Genomic DNA, 12,401 nt, shown 5'->3' with positions numbered 1-12,401 from the left:
GTGCACCGGGTCATGCTCAGGCAAACGTATCGACGAGGCCGGCGCGGCTCACGCTCGCTGCGCCCGGTGCGGATTGCACAACGTCGACCGGTGCATCGGCGGCTGACGATCCGCCGCTCCCGCGCCGGGACGACTGGCCGCCGGCGAAGGTTTGTTGCGGGTTCTGCTGCTGCGAGGCGAAGCCGCCGTCGCTGACGGTTGCGCTGCCGAGCCCGAGCCCGCCCGCTTCCATTGCCTCGCGCAGCTTCGGCAGCGCGGCTTCGACCGCTTCGCGCACCTGCGCGTGCTGCGACACGAACAGCGCGTGCGCGTTGTTGTCCGCGACGCGCAGCACGACCTGCAGCGGCCCGAGATCGGCCGGATTGAGCGTCAGCTCGGCGCTCTGCTGGTGCGCATTCGACAGGAACACGACCTTCTGGCTCAGCGCGTCCGTCCAGTCCGGCGTGCCGACGTGCGGCGCGAGCACGTGCGCGTTTGCGGCGGCGATCGCACTCGCGGCCGGCGACAGCTGCAGGTTCGCCTGGGCCGCGGCCGCAGCCGTGGCGCCGGCCGCGAGCGTCGCGCTGGCGGCCGGGTCCGCCGCGTCGCCGGCTGCCGCGAGCGCGTGCTGCTCACCCGACTGCGCGTTCGCGTTGGCCTGCAGCGCTTGCGCGGTGGCTTGCACCGGCGTTTGCTGGGGGGCGAGCGCGCCCTTCGCGTCGGCGAGCGTGCGGTCGAAGGTCGGCACCTTCGGTGTCAGCGGCGCGGCGGTGCCGGTCGCTGCGGTCGAGGCGGGTGTCGACGCCGTCGTGCCGGTCGCGGGCATGGCGATCGCAACCGAGCCGCCCGTCAGCTTGGCGAGCGCTTCCTGCAGCGCATCGCGGCTCGATGCCGGCGTGGCCGGCTGGGTGGCCGCGTGATCCGCCAGCGTAGCCGTGGCATCGGGTTGGCCGGACACGGCCGTCTTTTGCGCGGCGGCCGCGGCGGCTGCCGCATCGGCCGGCGTCGCGTTGTCCGTGCGCGCCTGCAGTTGCGCCTGCACGGCCACGGCAGCCGCGAGCGCGGCGGCGTCAGGGTTGGTGGCGGCGTTCGTGGTCGTATCGTCGGTCGCGTCGTCGTCATCGTTAGCGGACGGCTTCGTGCCGGCGGCCAGCTTCGACGAAGCCGGGTTCGCCGAAGCGTCCGGCACGCCGGAATCCGACGCATCGCGACGGGCGGTGACGCTTTGCTTCAGCGTCTGTGCGAACGGCGCGGCGGTCGCGGCGTTCGCGGCATCGTTGCCGGCGGCGCCGGACGGACCCGAGCCGCGGGCGGCCTTGAGTGCGGCGCCGGCGGTGTCGAGCAGCGCGCCGAGCAGGGGCAGGGGAGGCATGTCGGTTCTCTCGTTCGAATGCGGTGGTCGGTTACGACGAACGGGCCGCATCGGCCCGCATGCGCAGGATCTTCGCGGCGTGTTCGTCGGCGTCGCGCTGTTCGCGCCGGGCGTCGCGCTTCGCTTCCTGCGCGACGCCGCGCGCCTGCAGGATTTCAAACGAACCGACGGTGCGTTTCTTCTGTTGCCAGTTCGGGCGTGCCTCGTCGATGCGGACTTCGGCCGCGGCCAGCACGCTGCGCTGCTGCGCGATCGCGGCCTCGAGCGTGTCGATGAACGCCTGGAAATTGCGCCAGTTGCCGGCCGGCATCCCGTGCTGCGCGGATTGCGAGAAGCGCGCATGGTATTCGTCGCGGTAGCGCAGCAGCGCGTCGAGCTGCTCGGCGGCCGCGGTGCGGTCGCGTTGCGCGGTGCCGAGCTGCTTCGCGGCGGAGTCGAGATCCTCCTGCGCGCGGTCGAGCAGCAACTGAAGGGGAAAGCCGTGTGCCATCTGGATCAGCCTCCGTAAGCGTCGAACAGGGCATCGAGTCCGGCAAGGCTCGACGCGAACGGCGCGCATTCGCGAAAGCCCTGCTGCAGGAACGCCTCGATGCGCGGATAGAGCGCGATCGCGCGGTCGAGCTGCGCGTCGCGGCCGGGCGCATACGCGCCGACCGCGATCAGGTCGCGATTGCGCTGGTAGCGCGACAGCATCTGCTTGAACTGCCGGACGTGGTCGAGATGCGTTTCGTCGATCAGCGCGGTCATCGCGCGGCTGATCGACGCCTCGATGTCGATCGCCGGGTAGTGGCCGGCCTCGGCGAGCGTGCGTGACAGCACGATGTGGCCGTCGAGGATCGCGCGCGCCGAATCGGCGATCGGGTCCTGCTGGTCGTCGCCTTCGGTCAGCACCGTGTAGAACGCGGTGATCGAGCCGCCGCCTTCCGGCCCGTTGCCGGTGCGCTCGACGAGCGCGGGCAGCTTCGCGAACACCGACGGCGGGTAGCCCTTCGTCGCGGGCGGCTCGCCGATCGCCAGCGCGATCTCGCGCTGCGCCATCGCGTAGCGCGTGAGCGAATCCATCAGCAGCAGCACGTGCTTGCCCTGGTCGCGGAAATACTCGGCGAGCGACGTCGCGTAGGCCGCGCCCTGCATCCGCAGCAGCGGCGACACGTCGGCCGGCGCCGCGACGACGACCGAGCGCGCGAGCCCGTCCTCGCCGAGGATCTGTTCGATGAATTCCTTCACTTCGCGGCCGCGTTCGCCGATCAGCCCGATCACGATCACTTCCGCGCTCGTGTAGCGCGCCATCGTGCCGAGCAGCACCGACTTGCCGACGCCCGAGCCCGCGAACAGGCCCATCCGCTGCCCGCGACCGACGGTGAGCAGCGCGTTGATCGCGCGCACGCCGACGTCGAGCACGTGGTGGATCGGTTCGCGCTCGAGCGGGTTGATCGACGGCGCCGACAGCGGCGCGTCGACCTTCGATGCGAGCGGGCCGAGGCCGTCGAGCGGGCGGCCCGACGCGTCGACGACGCGCCCGAGCATTTCCCAGCCGACCGGCAGCCGCTTCGCGCCCGCGAGCGGATCGGCGACGGGCGCGCTTTCGAGCGGCCACACGCGCGCGCCGGGCAGCACGCCCGCGACGTCGGTGGTCGGCATCAGGAACAGGCGATCGCCGGCGAAGCCGACGACTTCGGCTTGCGCGTGCGGCAGCGTGCTGCCGGGCGGCAGTTCGATCGTGCATTCGGCGCCGACCGACAGGCGCAGCCCGATCGCCTCGAGCACGAGGCCGGCCGCGCGCGTCAGGCGCCCGCACGGCCGCAGCGGCAACGCGCGGTGGCTGCGCGCGGCGAGCCCGTTCAGGTGGCTGCGCCAGTGCGCGAGATGCGGGTTGTGCGGTGCGCGCGGTGCGGCGCCGGGGGCATCGGCCGCTGCAGCGGTGGCGTGCGGGGTGGGGTGTTGTGCGGTGTCCGGCGCGGCGTCGTGCGCGTGCGGGCCGAACGACGCGAGCGCGAGTTCGCGCTCCAGCGGCGTCATGCCGTCGTGCGCGAGCGCCTCGGGCGGCCGCGTCACCACGTGCTCACCTTGCCGATCGCGGCGGCGACGCGCTGCCAGCGCGTGGGCAGCGTCGCGTCGACCTCGCCGGTCGCGGCGTGCGCGCGGCAGCCGCCGCGCTCGATCGACGCGTCGGTGCGCACGTTCCAGCCGAGCGCATCGAGATCGTCCTGCAGGTAGGCTTCGACGACGGGCAGGTCGGCCGGGTTCACCGCGAGATGCGGCGCGCCGGACAGCGCGGGTTCGGCGGCGAGCACGTCGCGCACGGCGGCAACCAGCGCGGCCGGGTCGTGCTTCACGTGCTGGCGCACGACCTGCTGCGCGATGTCGAGCGCGAGCTGCGCGATGTCGGCGGCAAGATCGTGTTCGACGGCCGACACGGCCTCGCGGAACGACGCGGCGAGCGCCGCGAGCTGCGCGGCCTGTTCGCGTGCGTCGGCCTGGCCGGCCTCGAAACCCTGTGCGCGACCCTGCTCGAAACCGGCCTGGTAGCCGAGCGCCTGGCCTTCGACGTGGCCGGCAGCATGGCCTTCGGCATGTGCGGCGTCGCGCACGCGCTGCAGTTCCTCGGCGAGCGCGGCGGCGGCCGCCGCCGCGTCGTCGGGCGGCGGCGGGGGCGGCGGCGGGTCGAACGACGCCATCTCCCACCGCTGGTACGCGGTGAGGGTGCCCGCGCGATCGCTCGCCGAATCAGACATACGCGTCTTCCGCCTTGCCGCCGATCGCGATCGCGCCGCTCTCGGCCAGGTTACGCACGATCTGCAGGATGCGGCGCTGCTGCGTCTCGACGTCGGACACGCGTACCGGGCCGCGCGCGTCGAGATCCTCGGCGAGCAGTTCGGCCGCGCGCTGCGACATGTTCGCGAGGAACTTCTGGCGCAGCGCCGGCGGCGCGCCCTTCAGCGCGATGATCAGCGTTTCCGACTCGACTTCCTTGAGCACCATCTGGATCGCGCGGTCCTCGAGGTCGAGCAGGTTCTCGAACACGAACATCTGGTCGATGATCTTCTGCGCGAGCTCGGCGTCGTACTGGCGCACGCTTTCGAGCACGCCTTCCTCATGCACGCTCGTCATGAAGTTCAGGATCTCGGCCGCGGTGCGGATGCCGCCCATCGGGCTGCGCTTCAGGTTGTCGCTGCCGGACAGCAGGCCCGTCAGCACGTCGTCGAGCTCGCGCAGCGCGGCCGGCTGGATGCCGTCGAGCGTCGCGATCCGCAGGATCACGTCGTTACGCAGCCGCTCGGTGAAGCACGACGCGATTTCCGACGCCTGGTCGCGGTCGAGGTGCACGAGGATCGTCGCGATGATCTGCGGATGCTCGTTCTTGATCAGCTCGGCCACGGCGCCGGAATCCATCCACTTCAGGCCCTCGATGCCGCTCGTGTCGCTGCCCTGCAGGATGCGGTCGATCAGCACGCCGGCCTTGTCCTCGCCGAGCGCCTTGGTCAGCACCGAGCGGATGTAGTCGCTCGAATCGAGCGACAGCGCGGTGTGCTGCTCCGCTTCCTTCGCGAATTCGTGCAGCACGTCCTCGACCTGCTCGCGCGTGACGTTCTTCAGCGCGGCCATCGCGGCGCCGATCTTCTGGACCTCGCGCGGCGCGAGGAACTTGAATACCTGCGCGGCCTCTTCCTCGCCGATCGACATCAGCAGGAGCGCGCTCTTGGTCAAGCCTTCAGCGTTCATCGGACACCCAGTTCTTCACGACGGTGGCGACGATCTTCGGATCCTGGCGGGCGATCGTGCGCGCGTAGTCGAGGTTGCGTTCGTAACGGTTCTTCTCGCTCTCGAACCCGAGCAGCAGCGCGTCGGGTTCCTCGGCCTTTTCCGGCGCCGGCAGGCCGTCGAGCGCGACCGGATCTTCCGGCGCGGCGAGCGCCGGGGCGACCGGCTCGGGCGGCGGGAACGCGCGGCGCATCGCCGGGCGCACGAACATGAAGTAGAGCGCCGCCGCGGCCGCCGCGATGCCGAGCCACTTCGCCGCTTCCTTCGCCATCGCGATCATGTCCGGCTGGCGCCACCACGGCAGGTCGGCGTACGGGTCGCTCGCGGTCGAGAACGCGCTGTTCACGACGTTCACCGAGTCGCCGCGCTTCTCGTCGTAGCCCATCGCGTCCTTCACGAGCTGTTCGACCTGCGCGAGCTTCGCGGGCGGCAGCGGCTGCATCGTCACGTGGCCCTTCGCGTCGGCGACCGGCTGGTAGTTGACGACGACCGCGACCGACAGCCGCTTCACGCTGCCCATCGGCTGCTCGAGATGGCGGATCGTCTTGTCGAGCTCGTAGTTGGTCGTCTGGTCCTTGCGGTCGCTCACCGGCGTCGCCTGCGGCGCGTTCGGGCCGTTGCCGGCGACGATCGGCGCGGAAGCCGGCTGCGGCGGCGTGTTCGACAGCGCGCCCGGCACGCCCGACGCGCCGCCCTGCGCGAGCTCGGTCGAGCTGCTGGTCTGCTGGCTGCGGATCGCGGCCTGCTGCGGCACGCCGTTCGGGCCGTAGCTTTCCGACGTCTGCTCGACCTTCGAGAAATCGAGGTCCGCGCTGACCTGCGAGCGCGCGTTGCCGGCGCCGAAGATCGGCCCGAGGATCGCGTCGATGCGCTTCTGCGTGTTGTGCTCGACCTGCTGCACGTACTTGAGCTGGCTCGCGTCGAGGCCGGATGCCGACGCAGTCTGGGTCAGCAGGTTGCCGTCCTGGTCGACGATCGTCACGTTTTTCGCGGGCATGTCGGGCACGCCGGACGACACCATTCGCGTGATGGCCTGAACCTGGCCCTCGTCGAGCACGCGGCCCGGGTAGAGGTCGACGAACACCGACGCGCTCGGCGCTTCCTTGTCACGCACGAACACCGACGGCTTCGGGATCGCGAGATGCACGCGCGCGCCGCGCACGGCGTTGATCGATTCGATGGTGCGCTGCAGCTCGCCTTCGAGCGCGCGCTGGTAGTTGATCTGTTCGGCGAACTGGCTGATGCCGAATTTCTGGTTGTCCATCAGCTCGAAGCCGACCGAGCCGCCCTTGGGCAGCCCCATCGCGGCGAGCTTCAGGCGCGTTTCATGCACCTGGTTCGACGGCACGAGGATCGCGCCGCCGGCATCGGCGAACTTGTAGGGAACGTTTGCTTGCTGGAGCGCGGCGATGATGGCACCGCCGTCGCGATCCGACAGGTTGCTGTACAGCACGCGGTAGTCGGGCGCGCGGCTCCACAGCACGAGCGCGGTGATGACGGCGACCGCGAACGCGACGGCGATCAGGAACGGCAGCTTCGGGTTGCCCTTCATCCGCGAGATGCCGGGGATGCGTTCCGCGAAGCCGCCAAGCCCGAAGTCCGCGCCTGCGCCACCCGCGCCCGGCAACGCGGCGGCCGCGGCGGCGCCGGGCGCCGGGCTGGCGAGGCCCGCGCGGGCGTCTGGGTTGATCAGCGAGTTGGCCTGCGAATCCATGCGTCGAGTTTCTCCGGAGCGGGACGACTGAGCTCGCTCGGACGAGCGGGCGGACAATGACACGATGCGATTATCGTGATCCGGGCCGTATTCCGATCGACCGAAAAGAGCGGGGTTTCCCCCGTACTTTCTCGGCTTTGACGCGCGGCGCGCTGCTATCCTTTTTCGGAATCCGGCATGGTGCGCGTGGTGCGGCGCCGGCGGATCTCCCGGTGCGTCCGGGTCTCTTCTCTCAGTTTTGGGGACAGCATGACTGCGAACGTCAGCGGAATCGGTTCGGTGTTGCAACAGATGCAGTCGATGGCCGCGCAGGCGTCCGGCGGCGTCGCGAGCCCGACGGCGGCGCTGGCCGGCTCGGGCGCGGCGACGGCCAGCACCTTCGCGAGCGCGATGAAGGCGTCGCTCGACAAGATCAGCGGCGACCAGCAGCACGCGCTCGGCGAGGCGCAGGCGTTCGAGGTCGGCGCGCCGAACGTGTCGCTGAACGACGTGATGGTCGACATGCAGAAAGCCAACATCGGCTTCCAGTTCGGGCTCCAGGTCCGCAACAAGCTAGTGAGCGCTTACAACGACATCATGCAGATGTCGGTCTGACAGGACGGCTATCCGGGGAAAGCGCTCCGCGCACGGCCATCCGGGCGGGCCTGCGGGCCGGCCTTGCCGCGCCAGGCGGCATGCTCCGCTTGCCTAAAGCTTTCCAAATCCCTTCCGATAACTCCGGTGAAGGCCGCGTCGTGCAATGCACGGCGGCGGTTCCCGTATAGCCAACGCACAACAAGGAGAAGCGCATGTTTTCCCCAGGACACGCTGGAGCCAGTGCATACGCGCGTGTCGGCGTCGAGACGGGGGTGATGGGCGCCTCCCCGCACCGGTTGATCGCGATGCTGTACCAGGGCGCGCGGCAGGCGGTTGCGCTGGCGCGCATGCATTTGCAGCAGGGCAATGTATCCGCGCGCGGTGAAGCGATCGGCAAGGCGATCCGGATCGTCGACAGCGGGCTGAAGGCGTCGCTGAACCGCGACGCGGGCGGCGAGATCGCGGAGCGGCTGGACGCGCTGTATGCGTATATCAGCCGGCGTCTGCTCGAGGCCAATGCGCAGGCGAGCGACGCGATGCTGGTCGAGGTCGACGGGCTGCTCGCGACGCTCGAGGAAGCATGGACGGGAATCGCCCCGGAAGTCGCGCGGATGGCCGCGCAACAGGCAGTGGAAGCATCGAGATGAATCGCAAGGCCGAATACTTCGAACGTTACGAGGCGCTTGCCGCCGTGTCGGGCCGGATGCTGGGCGCCGCCCGCAGCGCCGACTGGAGCGCGTTGCCGGGGTTGCAGGCCGAATTCATGCAGCTGGTCGACGGGCTGAAGGAAGCCGACCCGGGCGTCGTGCTCGACGAATCGGATCTCGGCCGCAAGCTTGACCTGATCCGCCGCATCCTGGCCGACGACGCCGCGATCCGCGATCTCGCGAGCCCGGACGTCGCGCGGCTGTCCGCGCTGTTCGAGGCGCGGCGCTCGACCCAGGTATTGACCGATCTCTACCGCGCGCGCGGGTAGGGCCCGTTTCCGGGGAAACGGGCGCGGGGCGCACGAGCCCGTTGCGGCAGACGCGCAGTTCCCGCGGACGGCACCGGTGTGTCGTTCCCGGATTCGCCACGATGTGGCTGAGGTGACCAGGCTCCGATCATGACCGGTATCGACCCCGTTGCGGCCGCACTGCTGGCGAGTCGCCTCGACAGCTTGCTGACCGGCACCGTGTCGGCGCCCGCCGGCGGCGGCGCGACCTCACAGGTCGGCACGCCGGGCACCGGCGCGCCGTCCACGCCTTCGCCCGGCAGTCCGCCTGCCGCGCCGCCCGCTTCCACCCAGACTGCGCTGTCCGATGTCGGGCGCGTGCTCGACGCGATCTCGCGCGCGGGCGGCGACTCGACGCCGGCCATTGCCGGGCGCGCGCCGCTGCTGGCTGACCCCACCGTGCTGCTGACCGACGCGGCCGCGCCGGCCGCCCCCGATCCGGCTGTGTCTTCCACGCCGGCTTCCGCCGCGGCGTCGCCGGCTGCCGCGGCGCGCGAAGCGACTGCGACTTTGCCGGTTGCCGCGCTGCGCGCAGCGCTCGCGCAGGCGGTGAGCGAAAGCGGCCTCTTCTATGAATCCCATCTCGCGCAGTGGCTGGCCGGCCAGCGTCCGCTCGCGGCGCTGATGCGAGAGCCGCAGGCACGCCTCGCGGACGCGCTCGCGCCGGCTGACCCGGATGCCGCACAGCACGGCTCGACCGACCCGCTCGACGAGCTGCTCGCGCAGCGCCCGCCGTTGCCGGCGACCGCGCGCGCAGCGGCGCAGCCGGGCACGCCCGCCCAGGGCGGCGCGGCGGCTCGCGATCCCGCACCGGCCCTGCCGTCGGGCGCGCGGCAAGGGGCGTCGCTGCCGCCCGATACGGCCGATCTGCTCGGCGATCGGCCCGATGCACGCTGGACGCCCGCGCGAGCCGAACTGGCCGCCGCATCGTCCGATTCCCAGGCGCAGACGCTTGCGCCCGTGCATCCGGCCGCGGTGCCGCTCGTCAGGCAGCAGCTCGACGCGCTCGCGACCGACCAGTTTCGCTGGGCCGGCGAGGCATGGCCCGGCGCGCGGCTCGACTGGACGATCGAGCCCGACGATCCGGGCAGCCGCGCGCCGCGCGGCGACGGCGACTCGGGCGACGGCATCGCCTGGCGCACGCGCCTCACGCTGACGTTGCCGTCGCTCGGCACGGTCGACGCGGAGCTGGTGCTGAACGGCACGCAACTCGTCGCGCGGCTGCGTGCGAACCAGACAGGGGCCGACCGTCTCACCCGGCACGAGGCGGCACTGCGGCAGCGGCTCGAAGTGTCGGGGCTCAAGGTGGGCGGGCTGTCGATCCGCGCGGTCGACGACGGCCCGGACGGCTTCGACCTGTTTGCGGCCCAGGCGGCGGCGGCCGCGTATGCACGCGGTTCAGCCTCGGCCGGCGGCCCGACGACACGTGCGCCCGATACCGACGAGGAGACGTTGCAATGAGCATGGCGTCCCGCAAGCGCGCAGCCGCGCTCGTCTACGATCCGAAGGGCGGTGATGCCGCGCCGCGCGTGGTCGCGAAGGGCTACGGCGCGCTCGCCGAGATGATCGTCGCGCGCGCGCACGATGCGGGGTTGTACGTGCATACGGCGCCGGAGATGGTGTCCCTGCTGATGCAGGTCGACCTCGACGACCGGATTCCGCCGCAGCTCTACCAGGCAGTCGCGGATCTGCTCGCGTGGCTGTACGCGCTCGACCGTACCGAACCCGCGCCGGACGACGCCGCACCGCGCTTTCCGCTGCCGCCGCTGCGTTGAACGGCTCGGCATCGCGCGATTTCTTACGAAATGCCGTCTTGGCCTTGCAAGGTCATTTTGTCGATATTCCTCTCCTATCTTCCTGCATCATGAGGCAGTGTGTCCGCTTCGTCGGAATTCGCCCTGTCGCGGGGCTCGCCGCCATGTAACCGGGCGGATTGAGCCGGCTTTCGATTTGTGTAATGATATCCATTCTCATTTTCATGCCGCTCGGGCGGCGCGCAGGCTCTGCGCGCCGCCCGTTGTTTTGAACGAATGGACCCTTTCGCGTGAACGCGCCCGAAACGATCAATCCGCCCCAGACGGGTACTGCCCGCGCGGGTGTCACCGTGCTGCACCCGGCGGCCCGCCCGCTGACTGACGACGAACTGGCCGCGCGCCGCCAGCGTTCGCGTCGCGCAACCTTCATCAAGTGGCTGCGCAAAGTGCATGGCTGGGTCGGCCTGTGGGGCGCGGTGCTCGGGCTGCTGTTCGGCGTGACGGGCGTGCTGCTCAACCACCGCGCGCCGCCGCTGAAGATTTCGACCGGCGAGCCGCAGGTCGAGGAGATGCAGATCGCGCTGCCCGATCCGGCGCCGAAGACGCCCGCCGCGATGACGAAGTGGCTGCAGCACGAACTGCATTTCGACGGCAAGCCGGGCCGCATGCGCAAGGAACCCGCGCAGCCCGTCGCGTGGGGCGACAAACGCGTGATGCAGCCGGAGCACTGGCAGATGGGCCTGTTCGGCCCGCACCAGAACCTGCAGGCCGAATACTGGGTCGGCAACGGCTACGTCGCGGTGAAGCGCACGGGCAACACGTTCCTGACCACGCTGAACAACCTGCATCGCGGCGTCGGGATGAATCTCGGCTGGGTGCTGCTGATGGACACGATTGCAGGCTCGCTGATCCTGCTGTCGCTGACCGGCGTGCTGCTGTGGACCGAGCTGAACAAGCGCCGCACGGTGGGCGTCGTGCTGGTGGTCGGTTCGGTCGCCGCGGCGCTGGCCGCGGGCCTGACCTGATCGGCGGCACGCGTCGGCCTGGCGCCGGCGCGTGCCGTTTCATTGGTTTCGTCCGCTTCGCTCGTCGGGAAGGCGTGCCCGGCGCGACCGCGTGCCGGAGCCGTTAGCGATCAGAGGCCGCAGGCCGCGCCGCTGTTCGCCGCGATTTCGCGCGCGGCCTTCGCACCCTCGACCTGCAGGATCGTCGGCAGCGACACGTTGTTCTTCGCGGCGGTGATCTCGGCGAGGATCGAGATCGCGATTTCCGGCGGCGTCCGGCTGCCGATATAAATGCCGGCCGGCCCGTGCAGCCGGCCCAGTTCCGCTTCGCTCAGGTCGAATTCGCGCAACCGCTCGCGCCGCGCCGCGTTGTTGCGCCGCGAACCGAGCGCGCCCACGTAGAACGCGGGCGTCTTCAGCGCCTCCATCAGCGCGAGATCGTCGAGCTTCGGATCGTGCGTGAGCGCGATCACGGCCGAACGTGCATCGAGATTCATGTCGAGCACCGTATCGTCGGGCATCGTATGCACGACACGCGTACCCGGCACATCCCACGCATCCGTGTATTCCTCGCGCGGATCGCACACCGTCACCTGGTAGTCGAGCCCGACCGCGATCTGGCACAGATACCGCGACAACTGGCCGGCGCCGATCACGAGCATTCGATAGCGCGGCCCGTGGATCGTCACGAGCCGCTCTCCGTCGAACGCGAGCCCGTCGGCCGCCTGCGCGGGCGACAGCGATGCGCGGCCCGTCGCGAGCGTCATCGTGCGCGTGACGAGGCGGCCGGCCTCGACTTCCGCACACAGCGCGGCAATCCCGCTGTCGCGCGTGAGCGGCTCGAGCACGAGCTGGATCGTGCCGCCGCACGGCAGCCCGAAGCGGTGCGCCTCCTCGGCCGTCACGCCGTACTTGAGCGCTTCCGGGCGCGCGTCGGCCGCGATCCCGCTCGCGTGCACGCGGGCGATCAGGTCGTCCTCGATACACCCGCCAGACACGGAGCCGACCACGAGCCCGTCCTCGCGCACCGCGAGCATCGCGCCTTCGGGGCGGGGCGACGAGCCCCACGTCTTCACGACCGTCACCAGCAGCACGCGGCGCCCTTCTTCGAGCCAGCGCGCGCTGGATTTCAATACATCGAGATCGACGCTTTCCATCATCTTCTTCCTGTTGCCGGGCGACACCGCCGATGCGGGCCGCCGTTCGATGGCGCGATTATGAACCGGCCGCGGCAAGCGTGCAGGCG

Annotated in this window: 13 protein-coding genes; 6 read left to right on the top strand and 7 right to left on the bottom strand. The window is 70.6% G+C overall.

Translation table 11 applies throughout. The features are described 5' to 3' along the window. Positions 1-16 precede the first annotated feature (16 nt). From LGN17_RS21895 to fliF, 6 genes are read right to left on the bottom strand one after another with little or no spacing between them, the layout of a single operon-like run. Positions 17-1,351: a flagellar hook-length control protein FliK gene (locus tag LGN17_RS21895; protein WP_226198627.1), complete on the bottom strand. Its 1,335-nt coding sequence runs from the start codon at positions 1,349-1,351 to the stop codon at positions 17-19. Positions 1,352-1,382: 31 nt separating this feature from the next. Then, positions 1,383-1,841, bottom strand: coding sequence for a flagellar export protein FliJ (gene fliJ / locus LGN17_RS21890; RefSeq protein ID WP_175951269.1), 459 nt, complete (start codon positions 1,839-1,841; stop codon positions 1,383-1,385). A 5-nt stretch (positions 1,842-1,846) separates the two neighbouring features. After that, on the bottom strand, positions 1,847-3,370 hold the full coding sequence (fliI, locus tag LGN17_RS21885; RefSeq protein WP_264166028.1) for a flagellar protein export ATPase FliI: 1,524 nt from the start codon (positions 3,368-3,370) through the stop codon (positions 1,847-1,849). A 32-nt stretch (positions 3,371-3,402) separates the two neighbouring features. Beyond that, entirely contained in the window at positions 3,403-4,086 is a 684-nt protein-coding gene (gene fliH / locus LGN17_RS21880) for a flagellar assembly protein FliH (RefSeq protein WP_226198625.1), read from the bottom strand. Continuing rightward, complete coding sequence (fliG, locus tag LGN17_RS21875) at positions 4,079-5,074, bottom strand: flagellar motor switch protein FliG (protein WP_011353514.1); 996 nt, start codon at positions 5,072-5,074, stop codon at positions 4,079-4,081. The genes fliH and fliG overlap by 8 nt, the downstream gene beginning before the upstream one ends. Further along, complete coding sequence (gene fliF, locus LGN17_RS21870; protein ID WP_226198624.1) at positions 5,064-6,827, bottom strand: flagellar basal-body MS-ring/collar protein FliF; 1,764 nt, start codon at positions 6,825-6,827, stop codon at positions 5,064-5,066. Before fliF ends, fliG begins: the two co-directional genes overlap by 11 nt. 249 nt (positions 6,828-7,076) lie before the next feature. On the opposite strand from fliF, the gene fliE reads away from it, so the two are divergent. From fliE to LGN17_RS21840, 6 genes are all read left to right on the top strand, one after another. Next, positions 7,077-7,421 carry a flagellar hook-basal body complex protein FliE gene (gene fliE / locus LGN17_RS21865; RefSeq protein ID WP_011353512.1) on the top strand — a complete coding sequence of 115 codons (345 nt, stop codon included), beginning with the start codon at positions 7,077-7,079 and terminating at the stop codon, positions 7,419-7,421. Between the two features lie 194 nt (positions 7,422-7,615). Beyond that, positions 7,616-8,050 carry a flagellar export chaperone FliS gene (gene fliS, locus LGN17_RS21860; RefSeq protein WP_205788887.1) on the top strand — a complete coding sequence of 145 codons (435 nt, stop codon included), beginning with the start codon at positions 7,616-7,618 and terminating at the stop codon, positions 8,048-8,050. Then, complete coding sequence (locus LGN17_RS21855) at positions 8,047-8,379, top strand: flagellar protein FliT (protein WP_226198623.1); 333 nt, start codon at positions 8,047-8,049, stop codon at positions 8,377-8,379. The genes fliS and LGN17_RS21855 overlap by 4 nt, the downstream gene beginning before the upstream one ends. A 129-nt stretch (positions 8,380-8,508) precedes the next feature. Then, positions 8,509-9,858, top strand: a complete 1,350-nt coding sequence (locus tag LGN17_RS21850; protein ID WP_226198622.1) for a flagellar hook-length control protein FliK — start codon at positions 8,509-8,511, stop codon at positions 9,856-9,858. Continuing rightward, a complete protein-coding gene (locus LGN17_RS21845; RefSeq protein ID WP_226198621.1) occupies positions 9,855-10,172 on the top strand; it encodes an EscU/YscU/HrcU family type III secretion system export apparatus switch protein in 318 nt (105 codons plus the stop codon). Before LGN17_RS21850 ends, LGN17_RS21845 begins: the two co-directional genes overlap by 4 nt. A 269-nt stretch (positions 10,173-10,441) precedes the next feature. Beyond that, entirely contained in the window at positions 10,442-11,176 is a 735-nt protein-coding gene (locus LGN17_RS21840; RefSeq protein ID WP_226198620.1) for a PepSY-associated TM helix domain-containing protein, read from the top strand. Between the two features lie 110 nt (positions 11,177-11,286). Here LGN17_RS21840 and LGN17_RS21835 read toward each other — a convergent pair whose 3' ends face one another. Further along, positions 11,287-12,312, bottom strand: a complete 1,026-nt coding sequence (locus tag LGN17_RS21835; protein WP_085041961.1) for an XdhC family protein — start codon at positions 12,310-12,312, stop codon at positions 11,287-11,289. Positions 12,313-12,401: the final 89 nt, after the last annotated feature.

Origin of the sequence: Burkholderia sp. AU30280, assembly GCF_020420125.1 — a bacterium.
Classification (GTDB): domain Bacteria; phylum Pseudomonadota; class Gammaproteobacteria; order Burkholderiales; family Burkholderiaceae; genus Burkholderia.
The sequence above is the reverse complement of the archived record's forward strand: the minus strand, read 5'-3'. Positions and strand labels throughout refer to the sequence as shown.

Excerpts from the sequence above, each read along its gene's own strand:
- fliI (WP_264166028.1), bottom strand. The coding sequence starts at position 3,370 with ATGACGCCGCTGGAGCGCGAACTCGCGCTCGCGTCGTTCGGCCCGCAC.
- LGN17_RS21895 (WP_226198627.1), bottom strand. The coding sequence starts at position 1,351 with ATGCCTCCCCTGCCCCTGCTCGGCGCGCTGCTCGACACCGCCGGCGCC.
- fliG (WP_011353514.1), bottom strand. The coding sequence starts at position 5,074 with ATGAACGCTGAAGGCTTGACCAAGAGCGCGCTCCTGCTGATGTCGATC.
- fliH (WP_226198625.1), bottom strand. The coding sequence starts at position 4,086 with ATGTCTGATTCGGCGAGCGATCGCGCGGGCACCCTCACCGCGTACCAG.
- fliS (WP_205788887.1), top strand. The coding sequence starts at position 7,616 with ATGTTTTCCCCAGGACACGCTGGAGCCAGTGCATACGCGCGTGTCGGC.
- fliF (WP_226198624.1), bottom strand. The coding sequence starts at position 6,827 with ATGGATTCGCAGGCCAACTCGCTGATCAACCCAGACGCCCGCGCGGGC.
- LGN17_RS21855 (WP_226198623.1), top strand. The coding sequence starts at position 8,047 with ATGAATCGCAAGGCCGAATACTTCGAACGTTACGAGGCGCTTGCCGCC.
- LGN17_RS21835 (WP_085041961.1), bottom strand. The coding sequence starts at position 12,312 with ATGGAAAGCGTCGATCTCGATGTATTGAAATCCAGCGCGCGCTGGCTC.
- LGN17_RS21845 (WP_226198621.1), top strand. The coding sequence starts at position 9,855 with ATGAGCATGGCGTCCCGCAAGCGCGCAGCCGCGCTCGTCTACGATCCG.
- fliJ (WP_175951269.1), bottom strand. The coding sequence starts at position 1,841 with ATGGCACACGGCTTTCCCCTTCAGTTGCTGCTCGACCGCGCGCAGGAG.
- LGN17_RS21850 (WP_226198622.1), top strand. The coding sequence starts at position 8,509 with ATGACCGGTATCGACCCCGTTGCGGCCGCACTGCTGGCGAGTCGCCTC.
- fliE (WP_011353512.1), top strand. The coding sequence starts at position 7,077 with ATGACTGCGAACGTCAGCGGAATCGGTTCGGTGTTGCAACAGATGCAG.